Source organism: Corynebacterium glaucum, from assembly GCF_030408855.1.
GTDB lineage: Bacteria > Actinomycetota > Actinomycetes > Mycobacteriales > Mycobacteriaceae > Corynebacterium > Corynebacterium glaucum.
On sequence record NZ_CP047358.1, the window covers coordinates 1,082,720 to 1,101,012 of the forward strand.

The 18,293-nt window shown below is 60.1% G+C and carries 17 protein-coding genes; 11 read left to right on the forward strand and 6 right to left on the reverse strand.

Going from position 1 to position 18,293, the window contains the following annotated elements; all coding sequences use genetic code 11:
• Nucleotides 1-7: 7 nt before the first annotated feature.
• Entirely contained in the window at nt 8-673 is a 666-nt protein-coding gene (locus CGLAUT_RS05315) for an ACT domain-containing protein (protein ID WP_290186770.1), read from the reverse strand.
• A 123-nt stretch (nt 674-796) separates the two neighbouring features.
• Here CGLAUT_RS05315 and gatC point away from each other — a divergent pair, with 123 nt between their 5' ends.
• The 9 genes from gatC (at nt 797) to CGLAUT_RS05360 (ending at nt 11,910) form a co-directional block, all read left to right on the forward strand.
• On the forward strand, nt 797-1,096 hold the full coding sequence (gene gatC / locus CGLAUT_RS05320; RefSeq protein WP_290186772.1) for an Asp-tRNA(Asn)/Glu-tRNA(Gln) amidotransferase subunit GatC: 300 nt from the start codon (nt 797-799) through the stop codon (nt 1,094-1,096).
• 6 nt (nt 1,097-1,102) lie between these two features.
• Nucleotides 1,103-2,599, forward strand: coding sequence for an Asp-tRNA(Asn)/Glu-tRNA(Gln) amidotransferase subunit GatA (gene gatA, locus CGLAUT_RS05325; protein WP_290186774.1), 1,497 nt, complete (start codon nt 1,103-1,105; stop codon nt 2,597-2,599).
• Nucleotides 2,589-3,929, forward strand: coding sequence for an MFS transporter (locus CGLAUT_RS05330; protein ID WP_290186776.1), 1,341 nt, complete (start codon nt 2,589-2,591; stop codon nt 3,927-3,929). The genes gatA and CGLAUT_RS05330 overlap by 11 nt, the downstream gene beginning before the upstream one ends.
• A 10-nt stretch (nt 3,930-3,939) precedes the next feature.
• Entirely contained in the window at nt 3,940-4,971 is a 1,032-nt protein-coding gene (locus CGLAUT_RS05335) for a 6-phosphofructokinase (protein WP_290186778.1), read from the forward strand.
• A complete protein-coding gene (locus CGLAUT_RS05340; protein WP_290186780.1) occupies nt 4,972-5,493 on the forward strand; it encodes a mismatch-specific DNA-glycosylase in 522 nt (173 codons plus the stop codon).
• A gap of 352 nt (nt 5,494-5,845) precedes the next feature.
• Nucleotides 5,846-7,438 carry a sugar transferase gene (locus CGLAUT_RS05345; protein ID WP_290186782.1) on the forward strand — a complete coding sequence of 531 codons (1,593 nt, stop codon included), beginning with the start codon at nt 5,846-5,848 and terminating at the stop codon, nt 7,436-7,438.
• A gap of 4 nt (nt 7,439-7,442) precedes the next feature.
• The gene (locus CGLAUT_RS05350) at nt 7,443-8,513 is read left to right on the forward strand and encodes a glycosyltransferase (RefSeq protein WP_095659818.1); all 1,071 of its coding nucleotides are present in this window, start codon (nt 7,443-7,445) and stop codon (nt 8,511-8,513) included.
• Complete coding sequence (locus CGLAUT_RS05355; protein WP_095659819.1) at nt 8,513-10,453, forward strand: prolipoprotein diacylglyceryl transferase; 1,941 nt, start codon at nt 8,513-8,515, stop codon at nt 10,451-10,453. The genes CGLAUT_RS05350 and CGLAUT_RS05355 overlap by 1 nt, the downstream gene beginning before the upstream one ends.
• 74 nt (nt 10,454-10,527) lie before the next feature.
• The gene (locus CGLAUT_RS05360; RefSeq protein WP_157731276.1) at nt 10,528-11,910 is read left to right on the forward strand and encodes a polysaccharide biosynthesis protein; all 1,383 of its coding nucleotides are present in this window, start codon (nt 10,528-10,530) and stop codon (nt 11,908-11,910) included.
• Between the two features lie 5 nt (nt 11,911-11,915).
• Here the strand turns inward: CGLAUT_RS05360 and CGLAUT_RS05365 are convergent, their stop codons facing one another.
• From CGLAUT_RS05365 to CGLAUT_RS05385, 5 genes are all read right to left on the reverse strand, one after another.
• Nucleotides 11,916-12,977 (reverse strand): glycosyltransferase family 4 protein, encoded by a 1,062-nt coding sequence (locus CGLAUT_RS05365; protein WP_290186786.1) that lies wholly within the window; start codon nt 12,975-12,977, stop codon nt 11,916-11,918.
• Between the two features lie 319 nt (nt 12,978-13,296).
• Nucleotides 13,297-14,133, reverse strand: a complete 837-nt coding sequence (locus tag CGLAUT_RS05370; protein ID WP_157731277.1) for a PrsW family intramembrane metalloprotease — start codon at nt 14,131-14,133, stop codon at nt 13,297-13,299.
• A complete protein-coding gene (locus CGLAUT_RS05375; protein ID WP_157731278.1) occupies nt 14,123-14,704 on the reverse strand; it encodes a hypothetical protein in 582 nt (193 codons plus the stop codon). Before CGLAUT_RS05375 ends, CGLAUT_RS05370 begins: the two co-directional genes overlap by 11 nt.
• A gap of 66 nt (nt 14,705-14,770) precedes the next feature.
• A complete protein-coding gene (locus tag CGLAUT_RS05380) occupies nt 14,771-15,595 on the reverse strand; it encodes a PrsW family intramembrane metalloprotease (RefSeq protein WP_157731279.1) in 825 nt (274 codons plus the stop codon).
• A complete protein-coding gene (locus CGLAUT_RS05385; protein WP_095659825.1) occupies nt 15,595-16,116 on the reverse strand; it encodes a hypothetical protein in 522 nt (173 codons plus the stop codon). Before CGLAUT_RS05385 ends, CGLAUT_RS05380 begins: the two co-directional genes overlap by 1 nt.
• A gap of 83 nt (nt 16,117-16,199) precedes the next feature.
• Between CGLAUT_RS05385 and CGLAUT_RS05390 the strand changes: the two genes are divergently transcribed.
• Both CGLAUT_RS05390 and gatB read left to right on the forward strand, forming a co-directional pair.
• Nucleotides 16,200-16,784, forward strand: a complete 585-nt coding sequence (locus tag CGLAUT_RS05390; protein WP_095659826.1) for a GNAT family N-acetyltransferase — start codon at nt 16,200-16,202, stop codon at nt 16,782-16,784.
• Nucleotides 16,785-16,789: 5 nt separating this feature from the next.
• Nucleotides 16,790-18,292, forward strand: a complete 1,503-nt coding sequence (gene gatB, locus CGLAUT_RS05395; protein WP_095659827.1) for an Asp-tRNA(Asn)/Glu-tRNA(Gln) amidotransferase subunit GatB — start codon at nt 16,790-16,792, stop codon at nt 18,290-18,292.
• Nucleotide 18,293 lies beyond the last annotated feature (1 nt).

Sequence of the window (18,293 nt, forward strand, 5' to 3'; positions counted from 1 at the left end):
GCAGGAGCTAGCGCAGCATCGCGCCGATGATCGCGCCGAGGTCGCCGACATGGGTGACCTCGGATGCCAGGTAATCTGGTCCACCCACGCGACCAACCACAAGGACAAGGTCGGTCCCGGTCAAAGGTGCAACTGCAAGCGCCGTGTCCAGCAGCCCCCACCCTTCTGGCACCCAGGGCTCGGATTCGGCGTCCAAAACCCGCGGCCCGTCGAGCTCGATCACTGGAGGCCGAGAACCATCGTCGCTAGGCGCAGCGTCCGATGCAGCTACGCGCTCCATGCCGTCGCCGACATTTTGCAGCACCACAGCCCACGACGAAGTCATGGTCCGGGGCATCAGGTTCACGAGCTCACTGAGCGCGTTAGAGCGGTTCTTGGACACTTGTGCAACGCGGGCCAACATCTGCACTTGACCGCGACGATCGACGCGACCCGTGAACGGGCGGATCGAATCAACCTCGACGCCCTCTACTTCAGCGGAGGCAGTAATTACTGTGTCAATCATGGTCCCGGTGGGGAGTTCAACCACGATGTCGTCCGTGACCATCCCGTCGGGACTCGTGTGGACGATGTCGACGGACTTGATGTTCGCGCCTGCTAAACCGAACGCCTCGGCAAGGTCGCCGAGGCTGCCGGGGACGTCCGGAATGGACACGCGAATGAGGTAAGCCATGCTCCCTTTTATAACACCCGGCCCACTCGCCACGGGTGCTGGTTACCGCCGCCCGTCCGTTACAGACGGTGCCGTAAGATGAAGCCGTTGATTGCAAAACCACGCGACTTGAAGGAATCAGTAGTGGCTGAGATTTCACGCGACGAGGTGTCGCGCATCGCTCGGTTGGCGCGTATCGCGTTGAACGACGAGGAGCTTGACCAGATCGCCGGGCAGTTGGACACCATCATCGATGCCGTTTCCGCGGTGCAGCAAGTAGATACCGACGGCGTCACGCCGATGAGCCACCCGCACTCGGTGGAGGCGGAGATGCGCGAGGATGTTCAGCGCACCACGCTGACTCAGGAACAAGCACTGGATCAAGCACCTGCGGTTGAAGATGACCGCTTCGTGGTTCCGCAGATTCTTGGCGAGGGGGAGTAACACAGCATGACTGCATACACGCTGCCAACTGAGGGCTTGGTCTCCAAGCCGGCACACGAGCTCGCCGCGATGATTCAGGCCGGTGAGGTCACCTCCCGCGAGGTAACCCAGGCATTTCTGGATCGCATTGCAGAGACCGATGACGAAATCGGTGCGTTCCTCCACGTCGGCGCGGATGAGGCTCTTGCGGCTGCCGACGCCGTAGACGCACAGGTGAGGGAGGGTAAGGAACCCGCCTCCACGCTTGCAGGTGTGCCGCTTGCACTCAAGGACCTGCTGGTGACCACCGATGCGCCGACCACTGCGGCGTCGAAAATGCTCGAGGGCTACATGAGCCCGTACGACGCGACGGTGGTGAAGAAGCTGCGCGAGGCCGGGATTCCGATCCTGGGCAAGACGAACTTGGACGAGTTTGCCATGGGTTCCTCGACGGAGAACTCCGCATACAAGAAGACGAAGAACCCGCACGACCTCGAGCGCGTGCCAGGCGGTTCCGGCGGCGGTACTGCGGCGGCGCTTGCTGCTGGCCAGGCTCCGCTTGGCATCGGCACGGACACCGGCGGCTCCATTCGCCAGCCGGCGTCGCTCACCGGCACCGTGGGAGTCAAGCCCACGTATGGTGGCGTCAGCCGCTACGGCGTGATCGCCTGCGCCTCCTCGCTCGACCAGGTCGGACCGTGCGCGAACACCGTGCTCGACACCGCACTGTTGCACGAGATCATCGGCGGGCACGACGAGTTCGACGCTACGAGTGTCGATAAGCAATTGCCCTCTTTGGCTGATGCCGCGCGAGAGGGTGCCAAGGGTGATTTGAGCGGGATGAAGATTGGCCGGATCAAGCAGTTCGACCGCCCGGGCACCCAGGATGGTGTGCGCGGGCGTATCGACGCGGCGTACGAGCAGCTTGCGGCTCAAGGCGCGGAGATCGTCGAGGTCGATTGCCCGAGCTTCGACGATGTCATGGGTGCGTATTACATCATTCAGATGTCCGAAGTGAGCTCGAACCTCGCTCGTTTCGACGGCATGCGCTACGGCCTGCGCGCCGGCGACGACGGTACCCACTCCGCCGAGGAAGTCATGGCGATCACCCGCGGCGAAGGCTTCGGCTCTGAGGTCAAGCGTCGCATCATCCTTGGCACCTACGCGCTGTCGGTCGGTTACTACGACGCGTACTACCTGCAGGCGCAGCGCGTGCGCACCCTCGTCGCTCAGGATTTTGAGAGGGCTTTTGAGCTTTGCGACGTGATCGCTGGTCCCGCCGTGCCGTCAACGGCATTCAAGCTCGGCGAGAAGGTCGACGATCCGCTGGCGATGTACAACTTCGACCTGTTCACTCTGCCCCTGAACCTGGCGGGGCTGCCCGGCATGTCGGTGCCAGTGGGCAAGGCAAGTGATACCGGTCTGCCGGTCGGGTTGCAGCTGATTGCGCCGGCGTTTGCCGACGACCGGATCTACCGGGTTGGCGCAGCGGTTGAAGCTGGTCTCGCAACAAGTGAGAACTAACCACTGGACGACCCTCGCGGCGCTGTCCGCGGGGTATTTTCTCGTCCTTTTCGACCAAGGCTTCATGCCGGTGGTCACCCCGCTGCTGCCATTCGAAGTTACAAACTCGGTATGGCTGACCAGCATGTTTCTGCTGTTCTCGGTGGCACCGATGCCCGCCGCAGGGCGGTTAGGCGACGCCTTCGGACACAGGCGGATGTTCCTTCTCGGGCTTGCTATTACGGCAGCGGGTCTGATCCTCGCAGGTTCGTCGTGGTCCTTCGCCGCACTGGTGGTGGCCCGTGCAGCTCAAGGACTTGGCGTTGCACTCTTCCTGCCGCAGGCATTCGCGGTCCTGCCGAAGGTGTTTCCTGAGCACCTGCAAGGGCGAGCGTTCGCGGCCTGGGGTGTCATCGGCTCTGTTGCGTCGCTCCTTGGGCCGATTGCCGGAGGAGCGATCGCGCAATCGCAGGGTTGGCGCGCGGCGTTCTTCGTCCAGGCTGCGATGTGCGTCGGCGCACTGCTTGCTGCCGCCGTTTGGGTTCCGCAGCTGCCAAAGGCGCAAGTTCGCGTGCCCGTGCTGGGCGTACTTCTCTCCTTTGCCGGCCTCGGCTCGTTGGTGTACGGAATTCAGTACAGTGGCTGGTATAGCGTTCTCTTCGGTGCGCTTTGCTTGGCACTACTCGTCCTCGCGGCTCGCAACGGTCAAGACAACGGCTTCCTGCCGCTGTATTTGCTGCGCGATCGCACGTTCGCGTTCGGAACTATCGCCATCTTTGCCATGGGGTTCTCTGTAGCGTCGATGTTCATTCCGATGATGTACTGGCTGCAAACCGTCGCAGGCGCAAGCCCAACGATGTCAGGGTTCATCACCGCGCCCATGTCGGTGGTCGCGTTTGTAGCGACTCCAATTGCCGGCTATCTCTCGGACAAGGGCGACCCGCGCCGTCTCTGCGTCGCCGGGTTCGCCGTGCAAGCCATTGCCATAGCGCTTGTTATCGCGCTTATCCTTGGCTCCGCACAGCCGGCGTGGTTCGGCGTCTCGACCGCGCTCCTCGGTTTGGGCAGCGCATTCGTGTGGGCCCCGAATGCAGCGTTGACCATGCGCGGAATTCCGGAGGCCGATGCGGGGGCAGCCTCGGGCCTGTACAACACTTCTCGGCAGGTAGGCAGCGTGCTTGGTGTCGCACTCGTCGGCGCCGTGCTTGCAACCGGGGAGATCGCCGGCACCGCCGCCCCCGCGATGGCACTGCCACTCGCCGCGTTCCTGGTCGGCGTACTCAGCGCGCTGTTGCTCAGCCGCACGGTGGGGAATCCTGTGCACACTGCCAGTGTTCAGGCTTCGCGCTAGGCTGGCAGCCATGCGATTAGCCACTTTGACATCCGGCGGCGACTGCCCGGGCCTGAATGCTGTGATCCGCGGCATCGTGCGCACGGCCAACACGGAGTTCTCGTCCACAGTGGTGGGCTACCTCGACGGATGGGTCGGTTTGATGGAGGACCGCCGAGTCGACCTTTACGACGATGCCTACATCGACTCCATTCTTCTGCGCGGCGGCACCATCCTAGGCACCGGTCGCCTCCACCCGGACAAGTTCAAAGCGGGTATTGACACGATTAAGGCGAACCTGGACGATGCCGGCATCGACGCGCTGATCGCCATTGGCGGCGAGGGCACGCTCAAGGGCGCGAAGTGGCTCTCTGACAACGGGATCCCGGTCGTCGGTGTGCCAAAGACCATCGATAACGACGTTGCGGCGACCGACTACACCTTCGGTTTTGATACGGCGGTTTCCGTTGCCACTGACGCCATCGACCGCCTCCACACCACCGCGGAATCCCACAACCGCATCCTGATCGTCGAGGTCATGGGCCGTCACGTGGGCTGGATCGCACTGCACGCTGGCATGGCTGGCGGTGCGCACTACACAGTCATCCCGGAAGAGCCGTTCGACATCGCAGACATCTGCAAGGCGATGGAGCGCCGCTTCCAGATGGGCGAGAAGTACGGCATCATAGTGGTGGCTGAGGGCGCGATCCCGAAGGAAGGCACCATGAATGCTGGTTTGGGCGAGGAGGACGAGTTCGGTCACAAGACGTTTACCGGCATGGGCCAGATCATCGCGGATGAAATCAAGGCTCGTCTCGGGTACGACGTGCGAACCACCGTCCTCGGGCACATCCAGCGAGGCGGCACCCCGACTGCGTACGACCGCGTGCTGGCCACCCGCTACGGTGTCCACGCCGCACGCGCCGCGCACGAGGGCAACTTCGACACTTGCGTCGCGCTCCACGGCGAGGACATTGAGCTGGTCCCGCTCGAAACGGCCGTCGCGCATCTCAAGCAGGTCCCGGAGGGCCGTTACCAAACCGCGAAGAGCATGTTCGGCTAAATGCACGATCGCAATCTCGCGGATGCGCGGTTGTGGGTGGTCGGCATCAACCCGGGCGGGCGTTCAGAGGCCGTCGATGCCCCCTTTGCACACCCCGGCAACCGTTTCTGGCCAGCCATGTACGCAGCGGGCATAACCCCGTATCTTGTGGATGCCCGGAACGGCTTGTCTGTCGAAGATTCCGACATGCTCGCAGCTCAAGGCATCGGATTTACAAACCTTGCCGACCGTTTTACCGCGAAGGCGAGCGAGCTGTCCAACGATGAGCTCCGCCGCGGGGGAGAGGCCCTCATCCGCAAGGTTGAGCAATTCCAACCGGCAGGGCTCATGGTTGCAGGTATTGGAGCTTTTCGGATTGCTTTTCGACGGCCGCGTGCATCCCGTGGTCTCCAACCAGACCCAATCGGATCTGCGGAAGTCTGGGTCGTCGGAAATCCCAGTGGCTTGAATGCCCACGAAACGGTGGACTCACTCGCCGCAAGTTATCGCGAGGTCTACGAAGCCGTAATGGGGGATGATTGACCACCTGGCTTGATCCCGGTGTGTCCCTTCCGGTGATAAGCGGCAAGGTCACGGGTTAGCCTAGGCCCGCTCGCGCTCCGGCGGCTTTCAGCCTGCTATCCGCAATCCTCTTCTGTATTCGTGATTTTCGAAACATATAAGGAACGGTTGCGCGGTTGCTCAATCAGCGAGGGTTGGGGCATGCCTCACTTTTCGGTGAATTTGAATTCATTGGGTTGGATGCCCGCTTAGTTCTCTGTGGCCCGGTTGGCTGGGTGGCAGCATTCGGCTTTGCCAAATCGTGATATGAACGTTATAAAAATTCTGTTAGTATGCAATGGTCGAACGTCGAAATCCGACCAAGGACTAACTCATGACTTCTGTGCATGCCCACGCGAAGGGGGGTTCCTCGATGGAGAACGATGAAACCATCTCGGGACCCCAAGAAGTCGGCCCAGACCGTGACGGAAACGAAAAGGAGCCAATCTACGGCACGTCGACAACTAAGATCCGCCGGGTCGCGCATCGCACCGTCCCTAAACGCAACGTTCGTCTCACTCTCTACATAACGCAAGCGGTGGACCTCACCGCCTTGCTTGTTTCCTGGTTTGCGGCTCGATTGATCTTGGGTGATTACTGGCCCAGCTGGGTTGTCACGCCCGACGCAACGCAAACAACGCGGGTCAGCATTATCTCGGCGGTGCCCTTTGTCGCCCTTTACGTGATCGCACTGTGGATCAACAAGTCCTACCGCTGGCACACGCGTCTGGATGTGCATCGCTCGACGCGTCTTGTAGTGCGATCGTGTGTGTACGCCGCGTCATTTCTTTTCGCCATCGGCGTGATGTTTCACGGTTACCTGTTGACCATCACGCTTCCGCTCGCTAGCTCGCTCGCCGTCGTCTTCCTTTTGATCGGGCGAGGCATCTCCGCTGCGGTTTGTCGCCGGGTGCTGGAGCGCAACCCGGTCAAGCTTCTTGTGGTTGGCACAGCCTCCGGTGTTTCTCACGTGCTCGGTGATGACCTTGAAGCACGCTTCCCGTTGCACGAGATCGCAGGCGTGATGATCTCAGACGGGATCAACGCCCCGCTCCTACGAGAAGAAAAGGAGGTTCCAGTCACGACCTACTCCACCGTCGTTGATATCGCGGACAAGGTGCTTGACGACGACTTTGATGCTGTCTGGCTCGCCAGCCTGGATGATCTGCGCGACCGGGATATCAGGAGAGTGATGTGGTTGCTGGAGGGGACCGACGTACGCGTATACGTCGACCCGATGATCGGCGGCATCGAAGGGCACCGAGTTAAGCACGAGCGTGTGGGCACCCGCACCGCAATCCAGCTCAGGAAGCCGAGGTTCAACCGCGTTAACGGGTTCGTCAAGCGCGCAATGGACATCATCGGCTCGGCAGTTATTTTGACGTTGATTTCTCCGATTCTGCTCGTTACCGCGATCGCTATCAAGCTTGATGACGGCGGCCCGATCTTCTACAAGAGCACCCGCGTCGGTCTTCGCGGCGAGCCGTTCCAGATGTGGAAGTTCCGCAGCATGCGAGTCGATGCCGATCAAATTCGCGAGAAACTGGCGAAAGAGCAGGGGCAGAGTGCTTTCTTGTTCAAAATGAAAGATGACCCCCGTGTCACCCGTGTGGGCAAATTCATCCGCAAGACCTCCATCGACGAACTCCCGCAGTTCTTCAACACTTTCAATGGCACGATGAGCATCGTTGGCCCTCGTCCAGCGTTGGCGAACGAAGTTGACATGTATAGCCCCGATATGCGCATGCGCCTCGAGGTCAAACCGGGTATCACGGGCCTGTGGCAGGTCAACGGTCGATCTGACCTGAGTGCAGAGGAGGCAGAAAACCTGGATCTCTACTACGTCGACAACTGGACCATCTGGATGGATTTCACTATTTTCTTCAAGACCTTCAGCGCAGTGCTGCTTTCTCGAGGTGCGTACTAAAGAAATGGCGAAAGAGAACACTGATTCCGTTATCCGCGTCCTACATATCACCGAGGCGTTCGGCGGGGGAGCTCGAACCGCGATTCAAGGGTATGCGGCACTCGACATGTCGGTTGAGCATAATCTGTTGTGGAACGAGCGGCGCCAGATCAACGCGGCCACCGGTCCGGACGAAGGATTGTTTGTGTACACCGCTGCGCTCCCCGAAAGCCATGTCGCAGCATTGAAGACGGTGGTCGCTACCATCCGTGAATTGGAGCCAGACGTAGTACACGCACACTCGAGCTTTGCAGGGGTTTATGGGCGGCTTGCGGCAGCATTGACCCGCACCCCGGTGGTATACACTCCGCACGGTTTGTCGACCGAGCGCAAGGACATCTCCAAGTGGAAGCGCAAGGTTTTCCACACCGCAGAGCGGGCGCTGTCACCACTGACTACCGTTTTCGCTGGATGCTCCACCCATGAGGGTTCCTTGCTGAGAGAGTTGAATCCGCGCGTTCCCAACCAAGTCGTTCCAAATGCCTTGCCCGACGCTAAAGTGGCAGAGCTACCGCGCTGGGCCGATACCGAGCGAGCGTCTACCCCGACGCTGTGTTTTGTTGGTCGGATTACTTCGCCTCGCTACCCGGAGATGGCGTGTGAAATTGCCGAGGCGCTCGAACCTGAAGGAATCAGGTGCATCTGGGCGGGGGACGGCGAGCCGGAATTGCGGGAAATGGTAGAGAGTAGCGGCATCGAGGTATTAGGGTGGCTTGATCGCGAGGCGCTATTTGACAGAGTTGCTTCTTCACATGTGGCTGTCCATACTTCTCGTTGGGATGGTTTTCCTATGAGTGTGCTAGAGTTTCGTGCGATCGGTATCCCCACCGTCGTTTCCGACATTCCAGCTCTAGCCGAGTGCCCGGATGAGGCGAGGTTTGACAGCGCCACATCGGCAGTCAAGGCAATTCACACCGCGCTAGAGAACCCGGGATCTGTCGACTGGTCAACGGTTGAACAAACGTACACGGAAGAACAGCAGCGGGATTCGCTTCTGTCGGCTTACGAATCTGCGAGGAGAAGGCGCAAGCGGTAATGACTCTCGTAGACGTTGGCACGAAAGCTCCCGAGGATGTGAATCCGCAAGCGAAACATGCCGACGAGCAGCCAGCGACCAGGTGGGCGCAGTTCAAGCACCTGTTTTTCAAAGTCAAACAATTCCAATGGCCGCTGTGGGCCACGGTGTTGTGGGTGCTTTTCGGTACCGCGATCGCAGCATATATCTCCATTAACCGAGAATGGCTGCTCAGCAGCAACTTTGGAAACGACGCGGAGCTGATCCTCAAGTTTGCCCGCATGGAGACTGACGAGGGCGGATCCTATAGAACTATCGCCAACGTCTATACCGCTCTCGGTTTGGTAGAGAAGCCGATTGCGGCTGGATTGGTTGGCGTATTCATCGCTGCCGCCGGTGCAGCGTTCGCCCTTGTTCCCTCAAAAGGTCTAAGAGGAGTGTTTGCGCCTGTCGCGCTGTTTGGCTACCTGGTGCTATCCGGAGCGTTTGTCGGAACGTACACCAAGGAACTCATCGTTGTTTCAATCGTCGCCCTGATCTGCGTTCTTCTCTCCGCGCCAAGTCACTGGTCGGGTGACCTCCTCATCGTTGCCTCAATCATGTTGGTGGCAGGGACGTTCCGTCCATACTGGATTTTCTTGGCGATGGCCTACATCGCGCTCAGGATAGTGCCGCTGAAGCGGTTGACCGTGATTACCTTGCCGGCTCTCCTCATTGCTGGGAACCTCGCATGCTCGATCGCGATCTTTGTCTTGCTCGGCCAATCACCCGACTTCTTCCGAACCTCGGTGAATGTCGACCGCGGTGCCGCAGAGGCCGGGACAATGATTACCCGGTTCGTGGACGGTTCCGCTGAACCGTTTGCGGGTGCGCTGAACAACCTGCTGGTGATGCTAACGATGGTGTTTCCCGTTCCGATGCTGCTTCTCGGGAGCTTGTACTACCTTGTTAACACGGTTCTGTTCATTTCACTGTGGGGATTCGCTTTTCTGAGGTTGTTCTTGCGCAAGTTCGAACGCCCTGTGCTCGCACACCGGTTGATTGCGCTATTGTCCGGCTTCCTCGTCTCGCAGGGCCTGTTCGAGCCTGACTATGGTTCAGCGCTGCGCCACCTCACTCCATTCATCCCGCTCATCCTCGCGCTCTGGATGATCAACTTTGGGAATCCGAGAGAGCTGAAATCCAATGGGACGGATTTCGCGGTGCCGTCCTTCATTGTGCCAGGCGAAATGAAGGCGCTCGAGGCGGGCCCGTCGGCGACAAGTACCGAGCTGGGTACGACGGAAGAACTCGATCGCATTGCGCAGCCTTTGGCACTGCTGAACATGATCCGGCTTGCCGAGTTGGAACGTAGAGGTAACTCGGAAGCCGCCGCAGAAGTGGATCCCGTGCTGGTTACTGCGGTGGCTACCAAAGCACAGGAAGGCGCAGCGCAAGACGATAGAGAGGCTCAGCCCGCGAAGGGTGGATCCTCCAAGATCGAGCCGGACGACGCTGCTGCGACCGCGCCAGAGAAACCAAGTGGCGCTGTCGTACAGGAGACAACCGAGGTACCTGGCTCGCGGCCTGTCGAGGACGAGGTCGAGAGCAGGGGATCGTCGATAATCCCTCAGCCTGCTGACGAGAAAAGCGAACTTAAGGATAGTGAGGCCGCTGATGAAGAGACTGACATCGAAGCCGATGTGATTGTGGCTGAGCCGATCGAAGAAGTTGAGGTTGAGGCTGTCATTGAGGAGGACGAGGCCATCGCGATCGACGACCACGGGGCGCAACCGCAAAAGGCTGAGTTGGTGCGGCAAAGTCTCATGGTCTCTGGTGCCGCCACGACGGTCTCGAACCAGCTCGCACGGGCGATTAGTGCTGCGAAGGCGAATCTGCGACCAGACGTGCGCTGGGTTACCTCCCTGCCGCCGCTCATCGTTGAGACGGTGGAAGACCACCGAGGACGCGAGATTCGTTGAAGGGGCTGAAGGACCTGCAATCGCTGCGGTCGGTGAGCAGCGCGACGATTGGGCAGGGTCTAAATTTCCTCGCGATGCTTCTGCCTGTGTTCGCGCAGCGCGGCGACCAGCTTGCGTATCTCCTCGTTCCACTCTCGCTAGCTACGGTCTTGCATAAAGTTGGGTTCCTCTGCTTCAACGTGCGCTACCTGGGCATTCGGCGAGAGCAGGAGGGGATTGCGACCGCAACCTCTTTCTGGGGGCTAGTCGGGGCGACTGTTGTGATGTTGGCGTTAGCCGGAGTCATTGCGCTGTGGAGCTCCAGATGGGCGATCGTTGCTCTCGCAGCGAGTTTCCTCATCATCAGCCACGGCCTGTACTTCATGGCGGTGACCATCCTTATTGCGGAGAACAAGCTCGGCGCGTACGGGACTGGGCGTCTCATATACGGGGTGTTGAACATTGGGCTCACAGCAGCGGCGGTATACTTCGTTCCCAGCCGTGCAGGCTTGATCTACGTTGCTTTCGTGCTCACATCAGTTATTGGGGTGTGGATGCTGAGCCGAGCGGATAACAAAGTGCACGGCTTTGTGAGGAGCCATTCGCGTCAAGCCTTCGGCCCCGAGGGCATTGCGTATGTGAAGGAGAGCTCCCCAGTCGTGGGCTCCACGGTCGTGGCCGAGATGGGCTTTCAAATCAACGGGTTCTTCACCCCGCTGATGGGACACCTGCAAGAGATGTGGGCAATCGTGGTTCGCATTGCTGGCGGATTCGCCACCGTCGGCTCACAGGTTCTCGCGCCTGTCTTTGAGTCGAAGGTTTCTTTTGCTTTGCGGAATTCGCAGCTCGATGAAGCATTTGTCTGGGTGAAACGCAGCCAGTTGGCCGGCATCGGTTTCGCTTTGGCAACCGGGTTGTTCCAGACGCTGCTCATCTACGTGCTGTACGGTAGCGAGTACAGCTGGTTGATCATCGTGAGCGGCAGCCTCTATTCGGCAGCGTTCTTGTCCTCCACCGTGCCCGGGAAGATGCCGTTCCTCATGGGCCGGAATAAGACGATCTTGGTGTGGTCGCTGCTGCGCGTTGGCTGCCACATCCCTCTGTTCGCGATGCGCGACGAGAAGCTTTTCATCGCTGTATGCGCGGTGCAACTCATCTTTGCGATTTGGCTGATTGGCATCACGTATTTGCCGCCGAAGCGTTCCCAGGTTGATGCCGCAGCTCAGGTCTCCGAAGAAGAGGACGAGGCGGCCGAGCAGGTCACCGACGGAGTCTCTGGCTCGGCGCTTACTGCGCCTCCCGCCGGCACTCAAAGTCGGGCTGACGGCAACGGTGACGAGAATGCACCCACGAACTTGTCAGCGGCGTTGAAGGCTACACCAGCGCCAGAAGTGGTTTGGGAGAGAACTCTCCCGCCGTTTGCCACACGCGACGGGGTGAATGCTCCACAGAACCAGCGGCGCGACCGCAGGGACTGAACCTACTAACCCTCGCGGATGAGTTCAGCGAGCTGCGCCCACGTTTGCGAGGTGCGTAGCTGCTCTACTGCTGCAGCACTCAGGCCGTCGTAAATCTCCGGCTGCAGTACACTGCGCATCGCTTCAGCGACAGCCAAGGGGCTGGTCTCGGTGGCGACGGCACCGAAACCATCCGCTTGGCTTGGCAATGCGCCTACTGGTGTAACCACGCATGGAATGGCATTCGCTTTTGCCAAGGTTATCGGTCCAGACTGGCTCGCCGAGGTGTAAGGCAGGATCATCGCGTCGAAGCTGTTGACCAGCGAGTCGACTTCGTCTTCTGGGATCCAACGGATGTCCCATTCAGCCTGGTTCCCCAACGGCGAGACCTTGAGGTGTTCTTCTGGGCCGAACCCGATGATTCGCACTTGAAACTCAGGCACTTGCGGGTCTGAGCGAAGGATCTCTGCTGCCTGGAGAAGGAGTTCCACGCCCTTGTACTTCTGCAGCCGGCCAAACATCCCGAAAATGAACGGCCTGCCAGTGGGGAACTGGCGAGCAGGAACCCCATCTGTTCGGTGGCCAAACGGTGGGTGCGAACCGACGGTGATCTTTTTTTGCGACTGCTGTTTCAGTACCTCTCGCACTGCGGGAGAGAAAGTCGCGAGCCGGTCTGCGAACTTCAGTTCAATGATCCGTCCCAGGCGCTGCACAAAGTTGGATTCGCCGGGATGGTGCTCCCCATCGTGGATGCAGGCGACGTACTCCACCGAGCGGGGCACAAGCAGCGGCAGTGCCAGGGACTGGTATACGCTCTCCATCACGCCCACGACGCGCTTGACGTTGTGTGCACGGAGCCAGCGACGCATCCGGAGTGCGTTGAACGCCAAGCGGGGGAGTCCCAGGATGACTCCAAGGTTGGAGTTATATGTCGGAATCGCAATGGAAGGTACTGGCAAAGTCTCTAGCCGCGGTGCGATTTCGGCGTCCGGGTTGTAGCTCAGCAGGGTTGCCCCGGTGTTGAGAAGATCTCCCTCGATCAGTTCAAGAAGGAAGCGTGGACCGCCGCCGGTCCTTCCCCAATGCACCCAGCAAGTGCTCGAACTCGCGTCAAGTGCGGTTGTCTTGAGATCTGATAATTTCTGCACGGCAACATCATAGGTAGTCGTTGAAAACTCACCATAGTCGGGGTGGGGTCTTTGGTCTAGTGCTTTCGTCCTGGCTAGTGGAGGTGGGACCTTTACTTCGCGGGGACTGGGAGAAGTAGTCCGCGACTTGTGCGAACTCTATTGACAGGATCGCATTCTAGACGCGTAGGGGTGCCGTTTGCGTAGACATTTGCGGTGCCCTCCGGACTACTACTACGCGCCGGCGGCACGAACCCTGAAGCTTCCTGAAGGAGGTGTCCTAGCCGGCAAGTGTGCCGACCGGCTCTTGACGACGGCCGATCTTGCGTGAGCGGATATACAGCCAGATGACGAGAATCCATTGAAGCGCCGTGGCACCGACCAGTGCGAGGCCCTGGGCATCTGGGTTGAAAGATGCTACGAACGCGGGGAGGGCGTTGTATGCGGCGTGAACGGCATAGCCCAAAGCGAACCACGTCACTAGCTTCCTGACTCGCCAGCCAAGGTCTTTATCCGTGCGAGAAATAAAACATCCAATGCCCCATGCCAGGATGCCCGCATACATGCTGTGGCTGAATGGACAGGCCAACGCACGCCCGAGGTAACCCGTGAGGGCACCATCCACGTCCGAAGTAAGCGATTGGAGTGCGGTTTGGGTTATGTAGCTGATGTTTTCCATGATCGAGAATCCGCCACCGACAACAATTCCGAGCACGGTGGCCTCAATCGGCCTGCGGACCTTGACACACCCGATCGCTACAAACAACACCGCGAGCCCCTTCGCAGTTTCTTCCGCGGAAGGAGTCAGAAGCGCAGCTACCCACTCGGGCCAATCAAATGCGGACTGCAAAGACGAAATTGCCCCGTTTGAGGGGATCGCGATCCCGCCGGCCATTCCGGCGATGAGCCCCGCCCACCAGAACCAGCGGTTTGCTGGACGACCAGGATGGCGTCGCACAGCGAGCCAAATGAAGAGCGCCTGTAGCGCAGCCCAGGCGAGGGCCATGCCCCAGGCGGCGTTGCTTGCCGGCGCATGTGTCAGCGACCGAGTGCTGACAAAGAGCCCGACTGGTATGAAGACAATCAGGAAAATTCGCGCGAGGTTCTTAGCGGACATTGGCATCCTCCTGGCTGCGAATATCGTCGATGAGCGGTTGCGCCAGCGCGTCAGGATCACCACCGGCAAACGTGAAATACACGCTGGAGCTTTCTTCCTGGGGGACCGAGACTGCCACGAGCCGACCCTTCGGCCGATCAGCTCGCTTGAGGCGTGCGTCCCCGCCGAGGTCTTCCACGTCGCTGGTATCTGGTTCGCGGTCGAGAAGCTGCATGCGTACGTAGCGCGCCAACGCGAGATCCGGATCGTCGGTGGTTCCTCCGGACTTCGCCGTCACCACGGTTTCCCCGCATGTCCACCGCTGTACAGAGTCGTTGTAACTCGTGCGGCTGCGGCACACCAAGTCGCCGCCATCGCGTCCCGGCACCGTGATGCCCGCCAGCGAAACTGGTTTCTTTGCCGTTTCCCTGGCGACGTCATCGTCACCGGGATGACTGCGAGCGACGAGTATGGGAGCCCCCATTGCAACAGCTGCAAGGAGCACCGCGGCCACCAAAGTAACGAGTGTTGAGCGCTGCTCTTCAACCGGAATAACTCTATCAGCGTCAATAACATCTATAGGTGAAGTCACTCGGGTTATGCTAGGCCACCCCGAATCTCCCGGGCGTACCTGGTCCGAGTTTGAGAGAACCGGTCATCACTTACCTGGCGAGACCTGCGCTGCCGCGTCCCGACGGCCGATTGCACGGGAACGCCGGTAGAGCCAGATGAGAAGCATCCACTCCACAACCGTCACTGTGACCATTGCAATAAGGCCGGCGATTCCGGGGATTACGCGGGAAGCGTTGAACGTGCCATGGAGCGCTGTGGCGAGGAGAAACCAGACGGCGAAATGAGCCAGGCGCCAATCAAGTGGCTGGTCAGTGTGGCAGAGGAATACGCCGAGGCCCCATGCGGCTAAACCGGTATACACCGCGTGCGAGAAGGGGCCCAAGACGAAAAGCGCCGTCATTGTGCCCACCCCATTGAAATAGTCGGACTGCAGGTCCATTGATGCGGCAATCAACGAATTGTTGACGACTTCTGCGACGGTGAAGCCGGCACCGACTGCCATACCAACAACCGCGGCCTCTATCGGGCGGCGAATTGGGACGAGTGCCGCGATCAACGCGAAGACCGCGAGGAACTTCGCCGTTTCCTCTGGAAAGGAGGAAAATAGGCTCATCACCGCTTCCGGCAGGCTCGCTGCAGCTTGGAGGTAAGCGGTATTTGCCGGTGCAATTGCTACGGATATCCCCACCCCACCAAGAAAGCCGGCGGGCAGCCACCACGGATTCCCAGGGCGTCCCGGGTGCTTGCGCAACAGAAGTGAGACGACAGTGACAGCGACGATGACGAATCCTGCCAGGATGCCGGCGAACACAGAAGTCCAGGGCACCAGCGTGAGACGATAGACATACAGGGTGGCCAAACCGAGAATTGCAATCCCGCAAAGTGCCTGCGCCACGAGTTGCTTGCGCACTAGCGCACCTCCTCTTGCACGAATTGGTTGACGATCTCGCGGCCTCTGTCGTCGGCCGCGGCGACGTAGATAGTGATGTCACCGCGCTCGACAGCGGCAAGTGAGACTCCGTTGCGGTACAGCTCGTACACGTTAGGTGCGGGGTGCTCGAGCTCATTGGGGCTGACGGACTCCCCGCTGGTGATTTGCCAATAGAACCTCGCGACGGTCTTCGTCCGCTCCGCTTCAACATCTGCTGTGTAGTCGGTGCGTATCTCGATCGAAGTGTCATCGCAGTCCCACCTCCACCGGCCGGTCACGCCATCGCTGCTGTTCGCCGATTTCTGTGCGCACTGCAGAGGGGCCCCATTGGTGTCGCGCAGGGTGGCACCACCCGCAGAGACTTCGGTGAGTTCAGGTTCGGCATTGCTCGTTACCGCCTGAGCGACGAACGGGGCCGAGAGAATGAGTGTGCCGACGGCCACGATGGCGAGTGTGCCCGAGCGGGTGCCACTGTCAGAAAAGTCGGGGTACTTCATCATGAAGAGGATAGGATATACCGCTCAATCGCTCTCAAGCCGCCCGGACGGTGAAAACCTCGGCCGAAGAATTAGGGTAATTGCCCATGGATATTGATCGCGAGAACTTTTTCGCAGCCCCGACGCTGGCAAATGAATGGGTCACCCTCGAGCCACTTAGCGGCGAGCACGCGGATGCGCTCGCCGCCGCTGTCGGTGACCTTCACGAATTGTGGTATCAGGACCACATTCCGTCGATAAGCGAAGTCCCCGAGTACATCGAGCGACTGCTCGGGGAGGACAACCGCGTCGCGTGGACGATCGTCAACCCTGACGGCACCCCGGTCGGGGTGACAACGTACCTCCACCTCGACCCGGTAAATCGCAATCTCGAGATCGGCTCCACCTGGATCGGCGCCGACTTTCAGGGAGGTGCGCTCAATCCCGCAGCGAAGTTGCTCTTGTTGCAGCGCGCCTTCGAGGACCTTCGCTGCTTGCGAGTAGAAATTCGCACCCACTACATGAACCGCCAGTCGCGTGCGGCCATCGAAAAGGTCGGCGCGAAGCTTGACGGAGTGCTCCGGCGGCACAAGATCCTAAAGTCCGGCCTCGTGCGTGATACCTGCGTGTACTCCATCCTTGACACTGAGTGGCCCGAGGTGAAAACCGGCCTGCAGGCGCGACTAGACTGAACGCCATGACTGCGTACGACCTGATGGATTTTGACGAGGTGCTGGAGAAGTACGACCCGGTCATGGGTCTTGAGGTGCACGTCGAGCTCGCGACGGAAACAAAGATGTTCTCCACCTCCTCTGCTCACTTTGGTGCGGAGCCTAACACCAACATCGACCCCGTCTCGCTGGGTCTTCCGGGCGCATTGCCCGTGGTCAACGCGAAGGGGGTGGAGTGGGCCATCAAAATCGGCCTTGCACTGAACTGCAAGATCGCCGAATCGTCCCGCTTCGCTCGGAAAAACTACTTCTACCCGGACCAGCCGAAGAACTACCAGATCTCGCAGTACGACGAGCCAATCGCTTACGACGGCTACTTGGACGTGGTTTTGGAGGATGGCACTGAGTGGCGCGTGGAGATCGAGCGCGCGCACATGGAGGAAGACACCGGCAAGCTCACACACCTGGGTTCCGCATCCGGGCGCATTACCGGTGCGACCGCCTCGCTGGTGGACTGCAACCGTGCCGGCATTCCGCTGATTGAGATCGTGACCAAGCCCATCGAGGGCGCGGGCGAGCGCGCGCCCGAGGTCGCCAAGGCGTACGTCGGCGCGCTTCGCGAGCTGGTCAAGGCGCTCGGGGTTTCCGACGCGCGCATGGATCAAGGTTCGATGCGCTGCGACGCCAACGTGTCGCTGCGCCCGATTGGCCAGGAAAAGTTTGGCACCCGCACCGAAACGAAGAACATCAACTCGCTGAAGTCGGTCGAACAGGCGGTGCGTTTCGAGATGCAGCGTCAAGCCGCCGTGCTAGACAACGGCGAGGAAATCATCCAGGAGACCCGCCACTACCAGGAGAAGGACGGCACCACATCCAAAGGCCGCCCCAAGGAGGAGGCGAGCGACTACCGCTACTTCAACGACCCGGATCTGCCGCCGGTGATCGCCAAACCGCAGTGGGTTGAGGAGATCCGCGCGACTTTGCCGGAACTGCCGTGGGTGCGTCGCGCCCGCATCCAGGAGGAGTGGCAGTTGCCGGAGAAGGAGTTCCGCGATCTGGTCAACGCCGGTGCACTCGACCTCATCGTGGACACGGTGGAGGCCGGCGCTACTCCGGACGAGGCCCGCGCGTGGTGGGTCAGCTACATCAACGGCAAAGCGAACGAGGCCGGAAAGGATCTCGACGCGCTTGGTGTCACCCCGCAGGACGTTGCCCGCGTTGTCGAGCTGGTCAAGGACGGCAAACTGACCACCAAGCTTGGGCGCCAAGCTATCGATGGTGTGATCGAGGGCGATGGCAGCGTCGACGAAGTCGTCGCCAAGCGTGGGCTCGAAGTGGTGCGTGACGACGGTGCGATTGAGGCTGCCGTAGACGAGGCTCTGGCCGCAAACCCGGACATCGTGGAGAAATACCGCGCCGGTAACACCAAGGTCACCGGCGCCATTGTTGGTGCTGTAATGAAGGCAACACAGGGCAAGGCCGACCCAGGCCAAGTCAACAAGCTCATCGCGGCCAAGCTCGCAGACTAGG